We start from the raw sequence: 18,555 nt of genomic DNA on the forward strand, positions 1-18,555 counted from the left end.
ATTGACCTCAGTACTTGATGCACATAAGACGGGAAGTGTTGCGCGGACGCGTTTCGTTGGCGGTGCGTGGAACACCATTGACGCCGTTGGTTACGGGGTCACCGGTGCTGCCAATGTTGAACGATGCGTTGGAACCACCGCCCACGCCGTTCCAGTTGCCTGGGCTCCCGTTCAGGGTGGTGCCAGGACGAGGGCCGTGCCAATGGCCTTGCATCGCATCCAGTTGCAACGACCCCAGCCCGCGTTGCGGGTCCACGCCGCGTCCATCGTCAAAGCCACGGATGAACTCACCACGGCTGTCCGGCAGGTTAAACGTAGTGCTTCCGTCACCAGCGCCAAACGTCGTCCCTATCACGTCAAACAGCTTTGAATAGGCTGTACGAGAAACCGCAGCACCGTTCTCTTTCAAAAACCCAGCCGGTGCCGAGGCACCGCAATACTGAATCGTCGTCCCGACCGGAACCCCCATCGACGCTGGGTCGAGATTTCCAGAGTGCCAGAGCCTTCGTGTTGGGCTCCAGACCTTAGCCTGAGAGCAGCCTCGGATGTAGACATCCGGTTCTGTGTTCCCCTGCTGAAAACCAATCTGCCCCGCGTAATTTCCGTCGCCGTAAGGGATATTCACCAATCCGACGTAGTTGGCGAAACTGGTATTCCCGGCACTGTAATAGTAAAACCCGCCGGGTAGCCCAACGGTATCAATCGCGGCAGCAGGTGCAACATTGCCACCCAGTCCGTATTGACCAATGCTCAGCGCATCTGTCACACCATAGCCCGCAAGGGTCGTAGCCTTATCCGCTTTGATTGAAGGGTTGAAGTTGATCTCAGACCAAATTTTCTTCGAACTCCAGAGCAACTCACCGTCCGCGTTCATCGCGAGTGCTCGAGCAATTATCTTGCCCCAATGGAACATGATTCGTGGTGCATAGTTGAAATCTCGTGTGGAATCAGAAACTTCTTGCGCTTCACGAATTTCCAGTGCGCCCCCCTGTCCATTGCCGATCTCACCCAATATGCTGGAAGAAAGACTTGGGCGCTGCTGGGACGTACGGCCTACCACCAGAGCATCCGTAATCCCATACCCCGCCAACGTCGTCGGCTTATTCCTCAACTTCAACCAATCACTCAACACACTCAACGCTTGCGCCAGCTGATCGGTCTTCGTCTCATCCGGCGCAATCCCCGCCGCCGCCAGCACATTCAAAATCTCCTGCGTAACCCCATTCCCCCAAGCTGCCGGAATCAAACTCCCCGGCGTCCCGGTCACCGGGTTTTCATCCACAAACTTGCCATTCACCAGCCCAACGCTGGGCACACTCTTTGGATAATCCACGCTTCTACCCTCTAGTCATAATTGATGTGCACCTGCGTATGAGCAGGTGCGCTGCGATGAATCAGGCACTCCAGGGCATTGCCCGGGTTGACGCCAAACCGCTCTCCCCAATAACTCGCCCCAAACCGCCGCCCCAGGTGCTGGCGGCCGCCGGTGTTGAGCGTCCACATGAAGTGCGCCTGCCAGGTGCCAAAATGCGCCGCGCCAAACCGTGAGCGGCCCATGCGCGGGGCGCGATGTTCAGTGACACTGGCGTCGGGATAACCCTGGCTGCGGGCGATTTCGATGTAGTACGCGGCGCGCTGGCTGCCCACCGCCAACAGACGTCGACGCACCGCCAGGCGACGGTCGTCGTACAGCGGGCTCAAGCCCAGGCAAGGGTCAGGCAGTTGCATCACCCTTTCCCACTCCGGCACCAGTTCGCTGACGGTCACGGGGTCCATTTCGTTTTGCAGGTCGCAGGCGCGGGCGTCGATGCGCGTAAGTTCTTCGGCGATGCCTTTGAGCACCGTCTGCAACTGCGGCATGGTCTCCAGGTACCAGGCCGGACCGCTGGGCAACAGGGCGATCAGTTGCTCCTCGTACTGGCCAGCCGTCCTTATCCCAGCCATGTGATACCTCCAAACACCAGTAACTGGTTTGTCGCCGCCGTAACGTCCGCCAGCGGGCTTGTCAGTTTGTGATCGGTCTCACCGGTGGCGGTGCTGATGGCTTCGGCGATGTGGGTCAGCAACAAGCTGTCGCCCAGCCCCGCTTCGCGATTGTGCAAATCTCGCAGTTGGGCCTCGACGGCCGCACGCACGGCGCTGGTGTCGGGGGTCAAGCGCAGTTGATAAGCCACTGGTTTCATCACCGGCGCCAACACATACACATCAGCGGTCACTGGCCGCAGCGGTTCGATATGGGCTTGAACCTGCACCAGCTGCGCGGCATTGGGGATCGGCTGCGGGTCGTCGTCACGCATCACGAACACCCCCACCGTCCCCGGCCCCAGGTAATTGCCGCGACACCATGCGCGGGTAATGCCGGGCACTTCGAGGGACCAGGTCTCGTAATCCTGTGCCGAACCGCCCTGGGGAATAACGCGATAGGAACGAATCACCCGCGCCCGCAGCGACTCCAGGGTTTCTCGTGCCACACCGCCGGTCAACCCCGGCGCCAGCACGGTAAAGGTCGAACCAATACCTTGCAGCGGCTGGACCGCGATCAGGCTCAGCCCGGCATCAGCGTTGCCCAGCGTGCCGGCATCAATCGCCTGCACCGTGGCGGTGTTGAGGCCTGCATGGGTGGTACCGGCAGCGGTGACTTTGAAGCTGCGACCATCACTGGCTTGCAGCACCGTGTCCACATCCAGCACCGCGCCCGCCGCTGCGGTAAAACTCACGGTGCCACTGGCGGCTACCGCCGCCTTGCGTGCCTGGTTCAAACGCAGCGCAGCGATGCGTTCCAGGGTGGATTCATCGGCGGTATCCGGCAGGATCTGCTCAGCGATCCAATCGAGATAACCGTACAGGCCGAACGCAGCGCCACTCAGTGTGCGCGCCAGGACCTGGGCATCGGACTGGCGCAGCGAATCGCTGGCCAGGTCGCTTTGGGTGCGTTTGATCAGCACCGGCAGCGAAGGGGTTTCAAACGGCATAGATCACCTGCCAACTGTTATCAGGGTTGATGTCCAGGCGCTCGCCATCGGCCAGGGTCAGCTGCGTGCGCAGGTTGAGCCGCTGGGCGTCGAGGCGCTCACTGAGGACTTCGATGGCGCTGCAATGCCCGTCGTCGATCAGCCATTGCAAGGCTTCGCGGGCATAGAATTCGGCGTCCAGTTGCGTCTGGCGGGTCAGCTTGACCCGGCGCAGCAACCACAACCTTGAGCCGATACGGTCGTCGGCCACGCTGGGAAAACTGTCGCCCCACCAGCCGAAGCGCTCGTCATCGTCAACAGGGTCATCCGGCGCGGCACGGCGCCAGGTGAACAGGCTGATCAGCACCGAGCGGGTCAGGGCCTTTTTCAGGTTGTCGGAGACAAACATCACTGGCCTCCCGCCGGCGCACCGGTCTGACCGCTGCCGGGCTGGACGCCCACATGCACGTGCTGGATCTGGCTGATGCCGCCGGCAATCTGGTCGCCCTGGGAAATGATCTTGCCGCTCTGGGTCAGGGTCGGCGTATCGATGTTCACAGCGTGGCTGGCGCGGATATTCAAGGTGCCGGTTTCAATGTCGATTACCCGCCCGCGCTTGAAATGAACTTTGTCGCCTTCGTCGGTATAGATCGCCACTTCACCCGGCGCCAGGGACTGCAAGCGATAGCGACGGTCTGCCACCACCAGCACGATGGCATGGGAGCGGTCACCGCCCAGGAAGGTAGCGATGCCTTCAGCACCCGCCAGAGGGTTGCTGGTAAAACCGTAGGGTTCGAAGTGCTCCATGTCGTCGTTCACTTCGCCTGCCGTCAGGCGCATTTGCAGCGATTGCAGCTTGGTGGCCGAGTGGGCGAGCACGACAGTGCCGCGCGCCAGCAGGCGAGTCAGTAAGCTCATGGAAATTCCTTGGTGGTTAAGCGGATGGCAACGGATTGGCATCAAAGGTGGACGGCGGCGCCACCTGTAGCGTGGTGATCGAACCTTGGTCGGAGAGCGACCAGGTGACCTTGGAGATCAGCATGTCCTGGTCAAAGCCCAGCACCGGATCGATCACCCGCACCAACAGGTTGTGGCGCCACAAATCGCCGTTGGACTGCCGCCAGCCTTGCACGGTGTAGGTGGTGGTCAGGGCTTTTCCGGTACGGGTGGCGCGTTCCCAGTCGGCGCGTTGCTGGGCCAGCTCGGGGGTCAACTGCGTCGGTTCGCTGATCACCGTGACGCGTTTTCGCGTGGCTTTTTCATCCCGGGAAATCCCTGAAACCTCACTGACCGCCGCTGCACTTTTCTGATCATCGCCCTTGTGCTGGCCGATGACGCGGTACTCGGAAAATACCGAGCTGAAGTCCATCGGTGCGTTAGCCGAAAGGATGTTCTGTCCCAGCTCCAGGCTGTCATTCGCACGCCCTGCACTACCGGGCGATGCCAATACCAGGCGCCCATCCGCATCGTCGGTGGAGAACACCCGATACAACGTCAGCAAGCGGTCGATGGATTGAAATACCGTCTCCCCGGGCACGATGCTGTGGGTATGCAGGCGCGCAGTTTCGGCAATCTCGCTGTGCACCTCCACGCCATAGGTGGCCGTCAGCGCCCGGACGATGCTCAGCACACTTTGCCCGCGCCACTGGCCGGGCTGGTTTATCGCTGCGCAGTCCACAAGGTCCTGGGTCACTGAACCGCCCTGAATACTCAGGCTGATCTGTCGGCCGTCGTAACTGATGGGCGCCTTGAACACAAAGCCGGTGAGCACCAGGTCGCAACCGATGCGTACCTGGCAACGGACGCCGGGCTTGATCGGCGCCGCCAGGGTTTGCCCGGGCCATTGCCAGGTGATGTTGAGGGTGAAGGTGCGAAATTGACGCTCCAGGTCGGCGCTGATTTCCACGCTTTTCCAGCCGCCATAATCCAGGCCGTCCACGGTCAGGGTGACGGCATTGTCCAACTCGTTCATGGGTTACTCCCTGACCACTTGCAGGTCCGCCGGTGGCAGGAAGCCCGGATGGGCCACCCGATTGCGCTGCACCACCTCGCCCACTCGCGTCGCGTCACCGAAGCGCTGATAGGCCAACAGCAAGGCGGGCATGCTGCGCATCGGCGTCAGATTGACCAGCCGGACACCGGACGAAGCCACCGCCGTCAGATGCGCGAACATCTGTTGGCGCAGGTCGTTCAGCGCAACATAGTGCCCGGCGTCGGCCTTCAATGCGGCTTGCCACATGGCTTCGTTCAGAAGGTCACGCAGCACCAGCACATCGTCGGCCACCGGCACTTCGCGGCGCTGCACCGGCTGTGCCGCCTGTTGCGCCACGGATGGCGTGGTACTGAGGGTCACCGCTTTTGTCGCCACCGGTACGTCCGCCAGCCAATGGGCGATCTTCACCCACAACGCATCCTGTACCAGGTTGGCAGTGGCTTGCACCGCCGCCACGCTGTCCTTGCCGGTGGTCAGCTTCGGCACGTCGATAGTGCGAGCCGCTTCCACCTGCTGCGAGAGGTTGGCCAGCATGCCGCGATAGCCGTTGCGGGCAAATGCCTTCAACTCCTTCACATCACCGAGCAAGCCCTTGAACTCGGTGCTCAATTCCTTGGGCACTTCCTTGATGGCTTTGACCAAGGCATTCAGGTCGCCATACAACTGAATCAGTGGGGCAAACTGCTGTTCAATCACCTGGTAAACCTCTGCCAGGCCATTGCGCAACGCCTGGATGCCCACCCGCGCCTGCTTCACCAGTGCGACGGCCTGCTCAAAGCGCAGCACCGCCGAACCCAGCAAACTGTCGGCCGACACCAGCAACAGCTGGCGGGTATTGACCGCCGTAGTGGGAAACTTCAAAGGTTCGTCGGGATAGAACTTCAGGGCAAAGGTCACCAGCCCGCCGTCCTGGCGGGTTTGGGTCATCTCGCATTCGCCGACCTTGACCTGCAACCGTCCAAGCCACGGGTGCACCAGCTCGCCGGCCCCCTCCTCCAGGGCCTTGAGCAACTTGTCGCGTTGCTCCAGGCAATCCTCGCCCACTACAAATGCCGTCAGCTCATGCACCCTGGACTGTTGGCCCAGCCCTTCAAAAAAAGGCAGGTCGCGCTGAGGGTATTCGTGCAACTGGCCCTTCTTGCCGACCGGGACTTTCGCCTGGTCAACCCAAAACCCGACGCCACGAAACGACGCCGGCAACAAACGATCACGCCAGCTCATTGGAGCCTCCAAGGGACAGGGAACGGTAGCCGACACGTGGGGTGACGCTCAGGCCGGGCTGGTTGGTTCTGGGCTGGTCGACCCGCAGGCCCGCCGGTGCATTGTCGAAGCTCACCCGCAAATCGCCGTTGAGCTGCGTGCGGTTGTTGGCAGCGGTTTGTTGCAGCAGCGAACTGGAGCTGGACGCCAGCGGTGATACCAAGCCAGGCCCCTTGCGGAACCAGGACGGATCGCGCGCGCTTTCGGCATTACGTTCCTGTTGCTCGGTGGTCAACTCCAGCACACTGCCGGTCGCCTGGTTGATCACCTCACCCAGCCCACCGTTGAACAGCTTGCGAATCGGTGCGGTGATCACCGCAAGCTTCTCCGAGAGCGCCGTGAACCAACTCAGCACCGGTGCCCACATGGCTTCAAGTTGCTCCATCGGATGCCAGTCGTCGAACAGGCCACTCAACACTACAAAGGCGTCCTGGGCCTGCAACTTGATATCGCCCCAGATCGAGGCGAATGCACCGCTGACGCTACCCCAGACGGCAGAAACCTTGTCCAGGGGCGACCAATCGAAGTAACTGCTGACGATGGTAAAAGCCGCCAGCGCGGTGAGTTTGAAGTCACTCCAGATCGCCGCAAACATCTCACTGATCACGCCCCAGTTGGCAATGATTTGCCCTTGGGGTGACCAACTGAACAGGCTTTTCATGAACTCGACCACCGGCACACTCAGTGCCTTGAGCAAGTCCCAGAGGGCCGCAAAAAAGCCGCTCAACGGCGTCCAGTTGTTGACGATCAAACCCATTGGCGACCAGGAAAACAGTGTGGTGAAAAAGCCGACCAAGGGCTGCGCCATTACCTTCAGCGACGTCCACAACCCTGCAAAAAAGCCTGTGATCGGCCCCCACAAGCGCATCACCTGTTCCAGCGGACGAAACGCAAAGACCGTCTGGAAAAACTCGCCCAAGGTTCCAATCGCCGCCATCACCCGTTCGCCGAGCCCGACAAAAAATGCCGAAATCGGCTTCCAGTTGGCAACGATCAAGCCTGCCGCGACGGCAATGCCTACAGCCACCAAAACTATCGGATTGGCGCTGAGCACCAGCTGCATCAAGCCCAGTGCCTGAGACACGCCGGTGACGGCCGCCTGCATCGCGGTAAACGCTACTGCGCCGGCAGCCAGGCCCTGCACCAGTTGCGGATTTTCGGTGAGCACCTGGGCCACCGTCGTCAGCAACGGCTCCAACCCGACCACCACCGCCGTGACGGCCGGCAACAGCGCAGTACCAAACGCCACCGACACCTTGTCCAGCGACGCGTTGAAATCCTTCAGCCCTTGCGCCGCCGTTTCGGTAACGCCCTGCCCCACGACGGCATTGACCTCGCCGACCTCAGCCCTGAACGCCATCGCCGATTTGATACCGCTGATAAACGGTGCCGCCAGCCCACCGCCCTTTACCAGGCCCGCGATATCGAGTTTGCCGAGACCGGTCTGTTCCAGGTTCTGCCTGAAGCGCCCGACCATGGCCTGCAGCGCAGCGAGCTTGGGCGACAGCTGGTCGATGCCGGTCAGGCGCACGGCGGTACTTTCTACTTTCTGAGCTTCTGCCATCACTGCACCTGCTGCATCGCATTGATCCGTTGCGCATGCTCCAGGGATTCCCGGAGCGTATCCAAAGGCCTGGCCAGCATCTGTTCGGGATCAACCTTCCAGAACCAGGCCAGGTCATAGGCCACCGCAATCAGCTCGGCGACGGAGCCTGCGCCGCACTCATGAAAAAACCAGCGACGGCCCAGCTCAGCGCGTTGAAGTCCATCAGGTCGAGCTGGTTGACCGACGACGGCGGGATACCCGCGCACACGGCGATGTACTTGGCGGCGACGTCAAGGTCCAGACTCACGTCTTCGCCCTTGTCGATCTTGTACGGCAGCGCCTTGATTGCCCGCACCTCCTGCACCGTCGGGCGGCGCAGGGTGAGTTCGGTCAATGACTCGCCGTGGGCCTCGATGGCCGCTTGCAGCTTCACCGTATCGGTCATTGCCAGGTCCCCTTGATGCCTTCGAATTTCAGCTCGATCACGGCATCATCGCCCTTGGCCACCGGCTCTTCCACCAGGTAGGCACCGGCCAGCACGTAGACCTTGCCGTTGTTGAATTCGCAGGTGACGGTCATGTCGGTGCCGGCGATCAGTTGCTTCAATGGAAAGTCCGGCGTGTGCAGCGCGGTAACTTTGAAAGACGGGGTGATGTCGGTTTCCTTATAGAAACCCGGCACCACGGTTTCCCGCTTGACGGCCATCAACGGTGCTTCGCAGCCGCCGTTGATGGTCAGTTGAGCGCCGTCCACTTTGACGTAGCAGGTGCCCGCAATCAGTTGACCCATGATGTTTCTCCCAAAAATAAGCCCGCACTCGGCGGGCTGGAATCAGTTGCGAAAAGCGCGGGGCCTACACCGCCGCGTCGTACTGCAAACGGAACTGGTTGAGCAGCGCGAACACCCGCAGCCCGTTGACGTAATCCGGCGGGAACAGCACGTTGACCCGGCTCGGGTCCTGGCTGTCGCGCTCGACGATCAGGTGCTCGGCGAACAGCTCGGCGTTCTCCACATGGCCTTCCAGTTCGAGCTTGGCGTACTGGGCAATCAGCTCACCGCGGATGGTGCTCGGGGTGACGATCGGCTGGCCGGCGCCAAAGCGCGTGCCGTCAGCAGCGAGTTTGTGGCGCCCGTACTTGCTGGTGATCACGCTCTGCAGGCGGCGCACGATAAAGGCCGACTGGTGCAGGGTTTCGCTGTCCAGATAGGAATTGTCCGCCTGGCCGAACGCGTTCTTCTGGTAAGTGGTGATCGCCCGCTGAATGCGCACGTAACCGCCTTCGTAGTAAGCGGTGGCGATGCCGTAGTTGAGCAGCGATTGGCGCTCGGTCAGAGTGAAGCGCTCGCTCGCGTCGGCCGGATCGAGGCCCGGCAAGCTGCCGCTTTGGGTCGGACGACTGGCATCGGCAGAGATGAACACCGCCGTGCGTGCAGCCAATGCTGCGGCCTGGACCCAGAACGGTTGCGGCACGCCCGGCTCCATGGCCTGGATGGTCACGTGCTGGTCATTTCGCCCTTGCCCGGCCGCCACCAGGGTGCCGATAGTGCCGCGCTTGGCGGTGTAGACGTGGCCGAACAGTTGCTTGGCCCACGACCAACGACCGCTGTTGTCATCCATCACCGCTTGCCAGGCGTTGAGGCTGGTGGTGTCGGCCCAGGGCATGCAGATGAACTCGAACGGCTCGTCGCCCAGCGCAGCCAATGCCGCGAGCTGGTCCGGCACACCGGCGCCCGCCGCCATTTTGCCGAGCACGGCGGTCAGGCCGTCGGGGGTTTGTTCGCCGTTGCTCTGGCCCAAGCGGTTGAGCTGCAGGCTGATGTCGTTGCCACTCTCACCGGTCCACTTGGCGGTCAGGGTGACGGTGCCATCGGCGGCTACCGCACTGACCGGCAGGTCGGCACTGGCGTTGATTTTCAGCGCCAGGGCGGTGGCAGCCACGGCAGCCGTCGCACCATTGATCACGGTCGCTTGAACCCGGGTGCCGCCGACGTACAGGCTGAGAATGCCACCTTGGGTCGCGGCGCCGGTCAGCTTGAGCTCGGCCTTGGCCGCGCTGCCTTCGGTGCTGTGCAGCGGCAGGCACCAGATCTCGCCCACCGGGTCACTCTTGCGGAACGTCTCGTACATAGACGCCAGCATCGAACCCTGGCCACCGATACGCTTGGCCATGGCCGCGCTCGATACCAGCACCAGGCTGCCGATTTCCGGGCTGGTGACGTTGTCGTTGACCTGGGCCACGATCAGCCGGCGCAAGGCCGACGACGCACTATTGGCCGCCGAATTGTCCATCTCGGCGTAGAACAGCGGCACACGAATGTCCGCCGGAATATGACTGAATCCGATCGCCATTACTTGGCTCCCTGTGGTTTTGCCGCCTTGACGGCTTTGGTTGTGATGTCGCCATCGGCCAGACGTCGACGCCACCAGGCGTTGTCCGGGACTTCGCGGCCTTCGGCGGGCAACAGATCGCCCGCCTCCGGGTCAGGTACGGCACGGCCGGAAACCGGCAGTACGGTGATGCGTTTGCTCATGGTTTTACCTCGGCAGAAAACGTCATTTCCAGGCGCCCGTCGGGGCCTGGGCGTTGCAGGTTGGGGTCGGCTGGGTCGATGGCATCGACCCGCACCGTCACCCCGTTGAAGGACGGCAAAGCGTCCAGTTCAAGCTCGAGCCAGGTTTCCGCCGGCTGCGTGCTGAGGTTGCGTCCCAACTGGCTCTCGAGAAAAAACCGCAGCCGGTACAACCCGCGAACCTTGCTGAGCAACAGCCATTCGCCAGCGTCGTACTGGATGGGCTCGTAGAACCCCTCGGGCCTGTAGCCCACCAGCGCCCGCCAGACCTCGGCGCGCAAGGCATGCAGCTGGTCCATCGCCTGGGCTTGCTGGCCCTCCGGCAAATCCAGCACCAGCACCACGCCAAAATGTTCGCGCAGGGGTTGGCGACTGCTGTTTTGCGCAGCGTTAGGGCTGGCCTTGTCACTGATCGGCGTCACGACCGCCTGGGGTGAGTCGAGCACTGGCAGGTTTTGCAGCGCGTCGAGGTCGAGGCCGGCGCGGATGTGTTGGTTGAACGATGGGCAGTGATCCCGAAGATGACTGACCAGGGAGGTGATCTTCATGGCATCTCACCGGGCAATAAAAAACCCGCAACGACGGGTGGGTGAATGGGGATTATTGGAGGTGTCATTCAGGTGCGGACAACCCGCTCGCCTTGACTGTGCAGCGGTAGCTCTCTTTGCGCTTGCCGCTGGCCGTCACCGTATCGATCGACCAGCGCCCTTGCATGAAGCCGGGCCAGGTCTCATCCAGCAGTAACAGCCCTTCAGCCCCCAGCGCCGGATCGCCCGGGCAGACCACATTGATGACCAGACCTTCACGGCCAACCCTGCGCATCTCGCCTTCAGCCGCAGCCCGGGCTTCTTCTTCGCTTTGATAACGCTGCGACAGAATTTTGAACGGCGCGAAACCGACCTCTACTTCACGTTTTTTACCGGCAGATGCATCCCACCAGGACGCCTGACCACCATTGAATTTAGCGCGGCTTGTCTCGGTAAAGCTGGCACTGATGAACGCATGGTCGCCGGGGCGATTATCGCGGGTTACCGACAGCGGCACGTCTGGCAACACCTTGCCCGACAATGTGGTGATCTGGCCTTTGCGGCCCAGTACGTACAGCTCGTCAACCGGCTTGGCCACTGCATCAAAACGCCGGGCAAGCCGGGTCAGGAAGCTCATGTCGCTTTCATTGGTCTGGTCGATATGGCTGATCATCTGACCGTCCAGGTCCGGCGCCACGCGCGGTGAAAATCCATAGCGTGTCGTCAGTTGGCGAAACAGTGCGCCCAATGTGATCGGTCCATGGCTGGCGGTGCGACGCTGTTTGAATTCGTGCTCGTCAAACGGCGCCGCGGTGGCGACCAGTACCAGGCGCATGGGAAACAGGTATGGCGTGCGCTGAGTAATCTTGAACAGGCCTTTATCTACCAGGCCCGACTCGAGATACCCGACACGCAAACCGATCCTGCCGCCCAGATCGGGCAAGCCCTCAAGCCCTTCAATGTCGAGGGTCAGCTTGAGCTGGTCAGACACGAAACCCGCAGTGTCGGTATGTTCCCACTCCAGCAGTCGCTCGTTGAGCAACACGGCATTGGCCCCGTAAATCTCCACTACCGGTGTGAATCCTAGTGCCATGAATCCTCCTTAATCCCACGCCGAAACCGGACTTTTCGCCACAGGGCGCACGCTCAGTTCCGGCACGATCACGCCAATGCCGGCAGGCAATACCGCGCCATGCTCCGCAAGCTCGGGATTCAGGCTCCACAGTGCTTCCTCCGCCGCATCATCGCTGCGGCCCAGTTCACGGTAGAGCAGCAAGTTCACCGAGTCACCGGCAATACTTCGAACTTTACGCATTGACGAACTCCTCCAATGTCAGCGTCCAATTGATCAGCATCGCCGTGCCGTCGTCGATCACGTTAGCCTGCTTCTCGTCCACCGACTTGATCGTCCACAACCCCCAGTTACGACCTATGCCATCTACCAGCGGCAACGGCGTACGCATGGCTTGCAACGCACGAAGTTCATCCAGCCGCGCCATCCCTGTCGCCCGCGCCGCCTTGCCACCGAAGGTCAATGTCTCCAGGGCCTGGCCGGTCTGGCTGGATTTGGGTTTGCCGGCAATAATCTCCAGACTCACCCAACCACCACTGCTCACACGACCAAGCGTGTCGTAGGCAAACCCGCGCGACAGCCCGAAAATAAAACTACCCAACACCATTTGTTGTCGCATCACACCATTCCATCGGTCAGTGCTGCGTCGCGTCGCGTCGCCAGCAGGTTGTCCATCGATAACGGCCTGAACTGCGCCTCGATCTGCTGCACCACGATTGCCGCCAGCTGTTGATAGTTGGCCTGCTCGGGCGCGGTGATGGTGATCTGCGGGGCGAAGTTGATTTGCCGATTATCGGCTTGAGCATTGGAGAGGTTTTTGCTGACATCTGTGGGTGGAGGGAGGCGGTCGGCAGGGCTCGAAAACTTTTCACCTAACCACGCGCTGATGTTGCTGCCGATGTCGCTGCCGATGACAGTGCCCAAGGCACCACCGACATACCTACCGACTGCACCGCCCACAACCAACCCCACCCCATTGCCGATAACGGGTACAACGGTACCCAGCAACCCCCCGGCGGCTGCACCCACGACCTGGCCAATAGCCGCGCCGGCGAACTGGCCTGCAATCCCACCTGCCGCAGAACCGGCGGCGGAGCCCATCAGCTGTTTATCTCCCGTCACAGCACCCTTGACGAAATCGAAGCCGGCGTCTGCCATGACCATCGCAGGACCTGCCCATTTGGCGAGCTTGGCGGTTTTGCCGGACAAGCCCCACGTCGGGCCGGCAGAAGGCTTGGCATTTTTGGACGTGCCCTTGCCTTTTTGGCGGTTCTTGTTTGTGGAGTTGCCTTTCTTCCTGGAGCCGCTGCCGGGACTTGTATCGCCTTCGCGCAAAATCTTCCCGGCCACCTTGTCGAAAACCTTGTCCTTCACGGCATCGAACACGCCGCTTAAAAGCGGCCCCATTACCGCGGCAGCCACCGTGACAGTGGCAGTCGTCTTGGGCAAAGCTTCAGCCAACCAACCCACGCCGTTGACCAACGCGGTCATCGCCGTCAGCGTGGTATTCACGATCGGTGCCATCGCCGTATCGCTGGCAGTGTCCAGCCGTGTGGTGCTTGCGTCGAAGGCCTGCCGGCGCGCTTGTGTGGAGTCGGCACGAAGCTCCGCCGAACGCACGACTGAACCCTGCGCGCCCACGGCCGAGGTGGCATACGTCGACTTGTCCGCCACCAGCGAGAAGGCCTGCTTCACACTGTCGACTGCCGGCATCAGGCTCAGGATCGACTGGTTGCCGTCGAACAGCTGTGTGGCCAACGCCGCCTGTCGTTGCGCAGGCTGCGCCTTGAGCGCTTCAAGTACCGTCACCAACGTTTGCGGTGCGTCTTGCTTCATCTCGCCCGCGAGTACTTTGGGGTCAAGCTTGAGTTCTGCCCAAGCACTGCGCTGGGCCTCTGAGGCGTTTTCACCTTTTGCCAGGGCGGCGCTGATTTTTTCCACCCCAACACCCGTGGCACCTTTGCTGTTGCCAGCGTTGAGTAACGCTGCCGAGAGTGCCGCTATCTGTTCAGGGCGCATGCCAGCCGCCATCGCGGCGGCACCCTGGCCTTGTACAACGCTACCGATATCTGCAGCCTCAGCGTTCAGCGAGACGCTGGTGCCCAACACGTTTGTCGCGTCTGCCAGATCCAGAGCTTGCCCACGGTCGAGCTTCATCGACGCGCGCCACCCGCCGATGATTTCGCCAGCATTTTTAACGTCGATCTTGAAAGCCGTGGCCATGATCGCGGAGTCACGGGCGAACTGTGTCAGGTCAACCTGGCGCGCCGCGCGATCGATGTTCCCCGAAGCGTCGACGCGCTCACTGCCGATACCGGACTTTGCCGCCACATACTCGACCTTGGCCAGATCGACCGCACTTGCACCACTCGCCGCCACCACCGGCTCTGTCGCCATGGCAAGGTTAGTTTCGCGCAGATGTTTGCGCTCACGCCCTGCAAACCCCAGCAACTGATCCAGGTCGGTCATCGCCGCGTCCAACATCTGCGACCGCGTCCCCGAATCAGGAACTTCGGAGGCCTTGGCACCGCTCGCCGCGTTGCCAGATTCGATTTGTCGGGCGTCCATCAGGTTCAGCAGCGAGGCGTTGAACAACTCCAGCGTGTCAATAAGTCGAGCCTGCCCTGCAACCAGTTGGCTGATCTGCTGGCCGGCCGAGTCGCCCGGGACCGTATCCAGAAAGGAGGGTGTCACAAGCGTTGGCGCAATAGCGTTGATACTGGCGTAGGACTCTGCTCGATCAAGTGAGCCAAAAGGCGCCCCGCCATCCTTGGCGATGGCCGACCTCAGTCCATATTCACTGTTTGCCATCCGCTCTACTCCTGTTTGACGCCAAGGCGAGTGATCGCGATGTCGTAGCGGCGCAATGCTTTTCCAGCGTCCCAATCGAGGATCTCCGCTTCATTTACCGAGTAAATGAGCGGAACGATATCGAGGATTACTTCGATATCGCGCTCCGAAAGAAGTCCGCCGGCTTGTTTAAAAAATCGTCGATGCGCTCCTGCAGTTCCGTCCAGTCAGGCACGGTCAGGCCGGCGAGATCGGGAATCATCAAGCCAGTGCAGTGGGCGGTGATGAACTCGGCGCGCTCTTTGTTGGTGGCGAGTTTTTTCATCACTTTGGTGGCACGCAATGCAGGCATTTCCAGGGTGACGGCGGTGAGGCTGCGACCGGCCGTATCGAGTGGCAGCAGCAGCGAGACGTGCTCGCTGGTTTGCGACTCCCGTGGCTGATCGTTAGCGTTGAGGAAAAACGAGGCCGGGCGGGTCGACATCTCGTGCACGTACTGCGCGATGCTGACGTAGTCCGGACGCTTGAGCTGGTCGAGCTCATGTTCAGAAAGGCCGGTGGCGAGTTTTGCGAGTTCGAAAAATTGGTCGTCTTCGTCGTCGCCAGCGCGAGCCAGGGCTTCTTTCTGTGGCGCGTAGAACAGCGGCTTGAGTTGGATCTTCTCGATCGTCTCACCGGTATCGGCGGTGATCGGGGACAGCAGGATGTGCAGCGGAGGCATCCAGGCCATGGGACAATTCCTTGGTGAAGTATGGGAGCGAGCACACTCGCTCCCAGGGGCTTACGGCATCAGTACCGCGCGGCGGGCGTCGCCCAGGATGTCGACGCCATTGAGCACGAACTTCTGCGTTCGCACATCGATGTCGATCACCGGGATGCCGTTTTCGAGGCGGTTGTAGGTGCGGCAGGTCAGGATCAGCGTGGTGGTGACCTTATCGCCCATCTTCAGCTTGGATTCGGTCAGGGTTTTCAGCTTGCCGCCCACCGTGTGGTAGATGAAGTAGGTCTTGCCGTCCTGATCCTGGCCGGCTTCACGTACGTTCAGCAGGATGTCATCGCCTAGCTTCACACCCAACGCCAGCATGATTTCGGGCCCCACGCCCTGCAGCGCCAGGGTCGCGTTCAACACCTTGCCGCTCTTGGCCATTTCTTCGGCAATGAAGCGGCCACCGGTCATGGGTTCCATATCAAAATCAATCACCGGCGGGGTGAACTCTTCCACGGTTGCGGACAACGGCAGGCCTTGAAGGGTGGCCGCCATGGCCTGTCTGATTCGGTTGGTAAACATTAGAGAACGTCCTCCAGGAACTGCTCGATGATTTCATCGCGGGCGTTGAGTTGATAAATCATGTGTTCGTTCGGCGCGTAGCGGCCGTAGTCGATGACGATGAACCAGGTGCCGTTCTTGTACTTCTCGACACTGTTCAGTTCAGGGTGCAGGTACACGCTGCCGCCTGGAATGGTCTCGTCGGCCACCAGGGTTTGCAGCCAGTCGTTGATGCGCTTGACCTCCTGGTCCATGAACGACTTGGTGAGGTTCTTGGCCATGGCTTTCTGGCCGGCCTTGACCAGCTTGCGGCTGATCGCATCTTCCAGGCCCACGTAGCTGATGAACTTGCCGGTGATGGAGCGGTTACCCAGCAGCGAGAAACCGCCGAGGATGGTGCGGGCGTAGTAGCTCACGCCGTAGCGGTTGAGCAGGTCGCCTTCGGTGGAGGTGTCAAGGATGTTGTACTCAACCACGCGGGACACGTCTTCGGCGAAAGTCACCTGGTTGCCCGGGCTTTCCCACTGCTTGACCTTGGCCAGCGCGGCGATGGCCAGGGACGACGGCGCCAGGAACACGTTTTTCTTCGCGGCCTTGGAGTACACCGACGGCATGTTGTGCACCAGCAGGCAACGGTCGAAACCGAGATCGGCACCGCCCAGTTCGCCGCTGTAGGTCACCTGGTCGGCGACGGTTGCGTCCTTGCCGTCCAGCACCACACGGGCCTTGACGCGCTTGCCGAAGGAGGCGAATTCGCCGGCCACGGCCTTGGTGCCGGTGAAACCCGGGGCGCCGATGATGGTCAGGTCTTCGGGGACGCTGGCCAGGGCGGCGAGACCCAGTTTGCGGCCGGTGACCGGCTCTTCACCGCCGATTACGTTATTGATGGTGTCGGCCGGGGTGGTGCCCTCGTCGACGATCACTACGTAGACCGGCACCTTGACCACTTTGAGGATCTGGTACACGGCGTGGAACAGCGTGCCGGTTTCAGCGCCGGTGGGGTCCAGCAGCGCCTGGGTGGTGAAGCTGTTGATGCGGAACGGGGCGTTTTTCGGAATCGACGCATGGGCGTTGGGGGCGGTGCCCACCAGGCCGATGACGTTATCGCCCAGGCCACCCATGGCCTCGGGGGATTCAGTGGCATTCACGGTGATGCCGTTATGTTCGAAGTTCAAAACCTCAGCCATGATCAGTCAGCCTTCTTCGGGGTGGAGTTGAGGACGCTGGTCAGTTCCAGGCGGCCAGCGGTGCGCAGGGCGGATGCTTCGACGTCCAGCAGTTCCAGTTCCTCGCCGGCGGTAGACCAGTGGCCGTTGCCGGTGGGGAATGGAATGAGGACGGTGTAGGTTTGGCGGTTAAACATGAGTGGGATTCTCCGGGTGAAAAACGCCAAAGCCCCTGCGAGAGGGGCTTTGGGCGGGCGAAAAAAAACCGCTTTCGCGGTGGGTGATTATTTATCTTCCGGCAACGGGAACCGCGCCTTGATTTCGGCCACTTTGGCTCGCCATTCCTTCTCCTTCTCAGGCGTACCGTCGAATTGCCACTCGAGGTACATCGGGTCCGCTTCGCTGACATAGGCAGAGCGGCGAGCAGCAATAGTGCTAGCGAGCGCTGCAGCGGCAGCGGCTTTCTCGATCAGCGCTTGAGCGGCCACATCACTAAAGCCAAGACCTTTAAGTGTCTGCACGCTGGCAGGTACGTTGATCAGCGAGTCACCAGCGGGGGTTTCCAGTTTTTCAATAAACAAAGTCATTTGATCAGTCCTTAAACCTTGGCGGTATACCGAGTGTCGTTGTCGTAGGAATAAGCCAAGCGCTTCTCTTCATAGGCCTTCCCAAGCACGGCATCTGCCTGGGCCAGCGCATAAGGCTTCACTACCCAACGCACCTCCCAATCAGCCGTAACGTCATCTTTCATGATCACTTCGGTATCCACCTTGCTGAAGCTCACAGGGTAATCAAACGTTTTGGTGATCGTGTAACTCAACCCACCTCTTAGGTACATCCCGGAGAATTGTGGGGACGTGGTCAGCTGACCAGCGACCAAACCGACATACATGGGTTTAAGCCCTGTAACGGCACGAGCCGTGCAAATCATGCCAAACGAGATGCCCCGAACCGTTTCGCGATAGGTTTGCGATATTCGTTTGATCGACAGGAAGTTGGCATCACCATTCCATGGAAAACCAACACCTTCCAATTGCAGGTTCAAGCCGGCGATATGATAGATACCCTCACCAAAGGGCGCCTTTTCGCTATCTCGAGAAAAAATTCGAGAGATAGTAAGCTCGGTTTCTCCCCCATCGTTACCGGGCATGCTCCACCACACTGGGTAAAGCACGTCCGTGGACAAGCCGGTAAGGTCAATATCCTGCTTGTAAAGCGCGCGGCCATTGATGTCTTTCGCTTGTACACCGTTACGCCACGCAGTGAACTGACTCGACGCGGCCTCTACCCGTGCATCAATTTTGCCAATCTGGTTAGTCACCGTTTCTGTCAGCTTGTTACACGCATCCACCACTTTCGTGATAGTCGTTTCAATTCCCATCATCAACTCCCTGTCAATTAGTCTTTCCAGC

General features: G+C 60.7%; 24 protein-coding genes. All 24 read right to left on the reverse strand.

Going from position 1 to position 18,555, the window contains the following annotated elements:
• Positions 1 to 7 precede the first annotated feature (7 nt).
• The 24 genes from HX873_RS32090 to HX873_RS12655 all read right to left on the reverse strand — a co-directional run bounded on the left by HX873_RS32090 (position 8) and on the right by HX873_RS12655 (position 18,524).
• On the reverse strand, positions 8 to 1,333 hold the full coding sequence (locus tag HX873_RS32090) for a tail fiber protein (protein ID WP_177122738.1): 1,326 nt from the start codon (positions 1,331 to 1,333) through the stop codon (positions 8 to 10).
• Positions 1,334 to 1,344: 11 nt separating this feature from the next.
• On the reverse strand, positions 1,345 to 1,944 hold the full coding sequence (locus HX873_RS12550; protein WP_177122739.1) for a YmfQ family protein: 600 nt from the start codon (positions 1,942 to 1,944) through the stop codon (positions 1,345 to 1,347).
• Complete coding sequence (locus tag HX873_RS12555) at positions 1,932 to 2,972, reverse strand: baseplate J/gp47 family protein (protein WP_177122740.1); 1,041 nt, start codon at positions 2,970 to 2,972, stop codon at positions 1,932 to 1,934. The genes HX873_RS12550 and HX873_RS12555 overlap by 13 nt, the downstream gene beginning before the upstream one ends.
• Positions 2,962 to 3,360: a phage GP46 family protein gene (locus HX873_RS12560; protein ID WP_087695304.1), complete on the reverse strand. Its 399-nt coding sequence runs from the start codon at positions 3,358 to 3,360 to the stop codon at positions 2,962 to 2,964. The genes HX873_RS12555 and HX873_RS12560 overlap by 11 nt, the downstream gene beginning before the upstream one ends.
• Positions 3,360 to 3,869 (reverse strand): phage baseplate assembly protein V, encoded by a 510-nt coding sequence (locus HX873_RS12565; RefSeq protein ID WP_177122741.1) that lies wholly within the window; start codon positions 3,867 to 3,869, stop codon positions 3,360 to 3,362. The genes HX873_RS12560 and HX873_RS12565 overlap by 1 nt, the downstream gene beginning before the upstream one ends.
• Positions 3,870 to 3,885: 16 nt before the next feature.
• Positions 3,886 to 4,923 carry a phage baseplate assembly protein gene (locus HX873_RS12570; protein ID WP_177122742.1) on the reverse strand — a complete coding sequence of 346 codons (1,038 nt, stop codon included), beginning with the start codon at positions 4,921 to 4,923 and terminating at the stop codon, positions 3,886 to 3,888.
• A 3-nt stretch (positions 4,924 to 4,926) separates the two neighbouring features.
• On the reverse strand, positions 4,927 to 6,165 hold the full coding sequence (locus HX873_RS12575) for a DNA circularization protein (RefSeq protein WP_177122743.1): 1,239 nt from the start codon (positions 6,163 to 6,165) through the stop codon (positions 4,927 to 4,929).
• Positions 6,152 to 7,768, reverse strand: a complete 1,617-nt coding sequence (locus HX873_RS12580; protein WP_177122744.1) for a hypothetical protein — start codon at positions 7,766 to 7,768, stop codon at positions 6,152 to 6,154. The genes HX873_RS12575 and HX873_RS12580 overlap by 14 nt, the downstream gene beginning before the upstream one ends.
• A complete protein-coding gene (locus HX873_RS31790; RefSeq protein ID WP_010170085.1) occupies positions 7,768 to 7,893 on the reverse strand; it encodes a hypothetical protein in 126 nt (41 codons plus the stop codon). Before HX873_RS31790 ends, HX873_RS12580 begins: the two co-directional genes overlap by 1 nt.
• Positions 7,894 to 7,898: 5 nt before the next feature.
• Positions 7,899 to 8,195 (reverse strand): phage tail assembly protein, encoded by a 297-nt coding sequence (locus HX873_RS12585; RefSeq protein WP_102369827.1) that lies wholly within the window; start codon positions 8,193 to 8,195, stop codon positions 7,899 to 7,901.
• Positions 8,192 to 8,539 carry a phage tail tube protein gene (locus HX873_RS12590; RefSeq protein WP_010170089.1) on the reverse strand — a complete coding sequence of 116 codons (348 nt, stop codon included), beginning with the start codon at positions 8,537 to 8,539 and terminating at the stop codon, positions 8,192 to 8,194. Before HX873_RS12590 ends, HX873_RS12585 begins: the two co-directional genes overlap by 4 nt.
• A 64-nt stretch (positions 8,540 to 8,603) precedes the next feature.
• Positions 8,604 to 10,100 carry a phage tail sheath subtilisin-like domain-containing protein gene (locus tag HX873_RS12595; protein WP_102369828.1) on the reverse strand — a complete coding sequence of 499 codons (1,497 nt, stop codon included), beginning with the start codon at positions 10,098 to 10,100 and terminating at the stop codon, positions 8,604 to 8,606.
• Positions 10,100 to 10,282, reverse strand: a complete 183-nt coding sequence (locus HX873_RS12600; protein ID WP_010170093.1) for a DUF2635 domain-containing protein — start codon at positions 10,280 to 10,282, stop codon at positions 10,100 to 10,102. The genes HX873_RS12595 and HX873_RS12600 overlap by 1 nt, the downstream gene beginning before the upstream one ends.
• Entirely contained in the window at positions 10,279 to 10,869 is a 591-nt protein-coding gene (locus tag HX873_RS12605; RefSeq protein ID WP_177122745.1) for a hypothetical protein, read from the reverse strand. The genes HX873_RS12600 and HX873_RS12605 overlap by 4 nt, the downstream gene beginning before the upstream one ends.
• Positions 10,870 to 10,933: 64 nt before the next feature.
• The gene (locus HX873_RS12610; RefSeq protein WP_087695296.1) at positions 10,934 to 11,941 is read right to left on the reverse strand and encodes a phage tail protein; all 1,008 of its coding nucleotides are present in this window, start codon (positions 11,939 to 11,941) and stop codon (positions 10,934 to 10,936) included.
• A gap of 9 nt (positions 11,942 to 11,950) precedes the next feature.
• Positions 11,951 to 12,163: a tail protein X gene (locus HX873_RS12615; protein ID WP_087695295.1), complete on the reverse strand. Its 213-nt coding sequence runs from the start codon at positions 12,161 to 12,163 to the stop codon at positions 11,951 to 11,953.
• Complete coding sequence (locus HX873_RS12620) at positions 12,156 to 12,539, reverse strand: phage tail protein (protein ID WP_087695294.1); 384 nt, start codon at positions 12,537 to 12,539, stop codon at positions 12,156 to 12,158. The genes HX873_RS12615 and HX873_RS12620 overlap by 8 nt, the downstream gene beginning before the upstream one ends.
• Positions 12,539 to 14,731: a phage tail tape measure protein gene (locus HX873_RS12625; RefSeq protein ID WP_177122746.1), complete on the reverse strand. Its 2,193-nt coding sequence runs from the start codon at positions 14,729 to 14,731 to the stop codon at positions 12,539 to 12,541. The genes HX873_RS12620 and HX873_RS12625 overlap by 1 nt, the downstream gene beginning before the upstream one ends.
• Positions 14,732 to 14,858: 127 nt before the next feature.
• Entirely contained in the window at positions 14,859 to 15,440 is a 582-nt protein-coding gene (locus HX873_RS12630; protein WP_087695292.1) for a phage tail assembly protein, read from the reverse strand.
• Positions 15,441 to 15,491: 51 nt separating this feature from the next.
• Entirely contained in the window at positions 15,492 to 15,998 is a 507-nt protein-coding gene (locus HX873_RS12635; protein WP_087695291.1) for a phage major tail tube protein, read from the reverse strand.
• Positions 15,998 to 17,164, reverse strand: coding sequence for a phage tail protein (locus HX873_RS12640; RefSeq protein WP_177122747.1), 1,167 nt, complete (start codon positions 17,162 to 17,164; stop codon positions 15,998 to 16,000). Before HX873_RS12640 ends, HX873_RS12635 begins: the two co-directional genes overlap by 1 nt.
• Positions 17,165 to 17,166: 2 nt before the next feature.
• Positions 17,167 to 17,340, reverse strand: coding sequence for a hypothetical protein (locus tag HX873_RS12645; protein WP_003208665.1), 174 nt, complete (start codon positions 17,338 to 17,340; stop codon positions 17,167 to 17,169).
• Between the two features lie 87 nt (positions 17,341 to 17,427).
• A complete protein-coding gene (locus HX873_RS12650; protein WP_177009849.1) occupies positions 17,428 to 17,730 on the reverse strand; it encodes a hypothetical protein in 303 nt (100 codons plus the stop codon).
• Positions 17,731 to 17,741: 11 nt separating this feature from the next.
• Positions 17,742 to 18,524 (reverse strand): phage tail protein, encoded by a 783-nt coding sequence (locus tag HX873_RS12655; RefSeq protein ID WP_177019259.1) that lies wholly within the window; start codon positions 18,522 to 18,524, stop codon positions 17,742 to 17,744.
• Between the last annotated feature and the right edge of the window lie 31 nt (positions 18,525 to 18,555).

This window comes from Pseudomonas sp. P7758, from assembly GCF_013386485.1.
Classification (GTDB): Bacteria; Pseudomonadota; Gammaproteobacteria; order Pseudomonadales; family Pseudomonadaceae; genus Aquipseudomonas.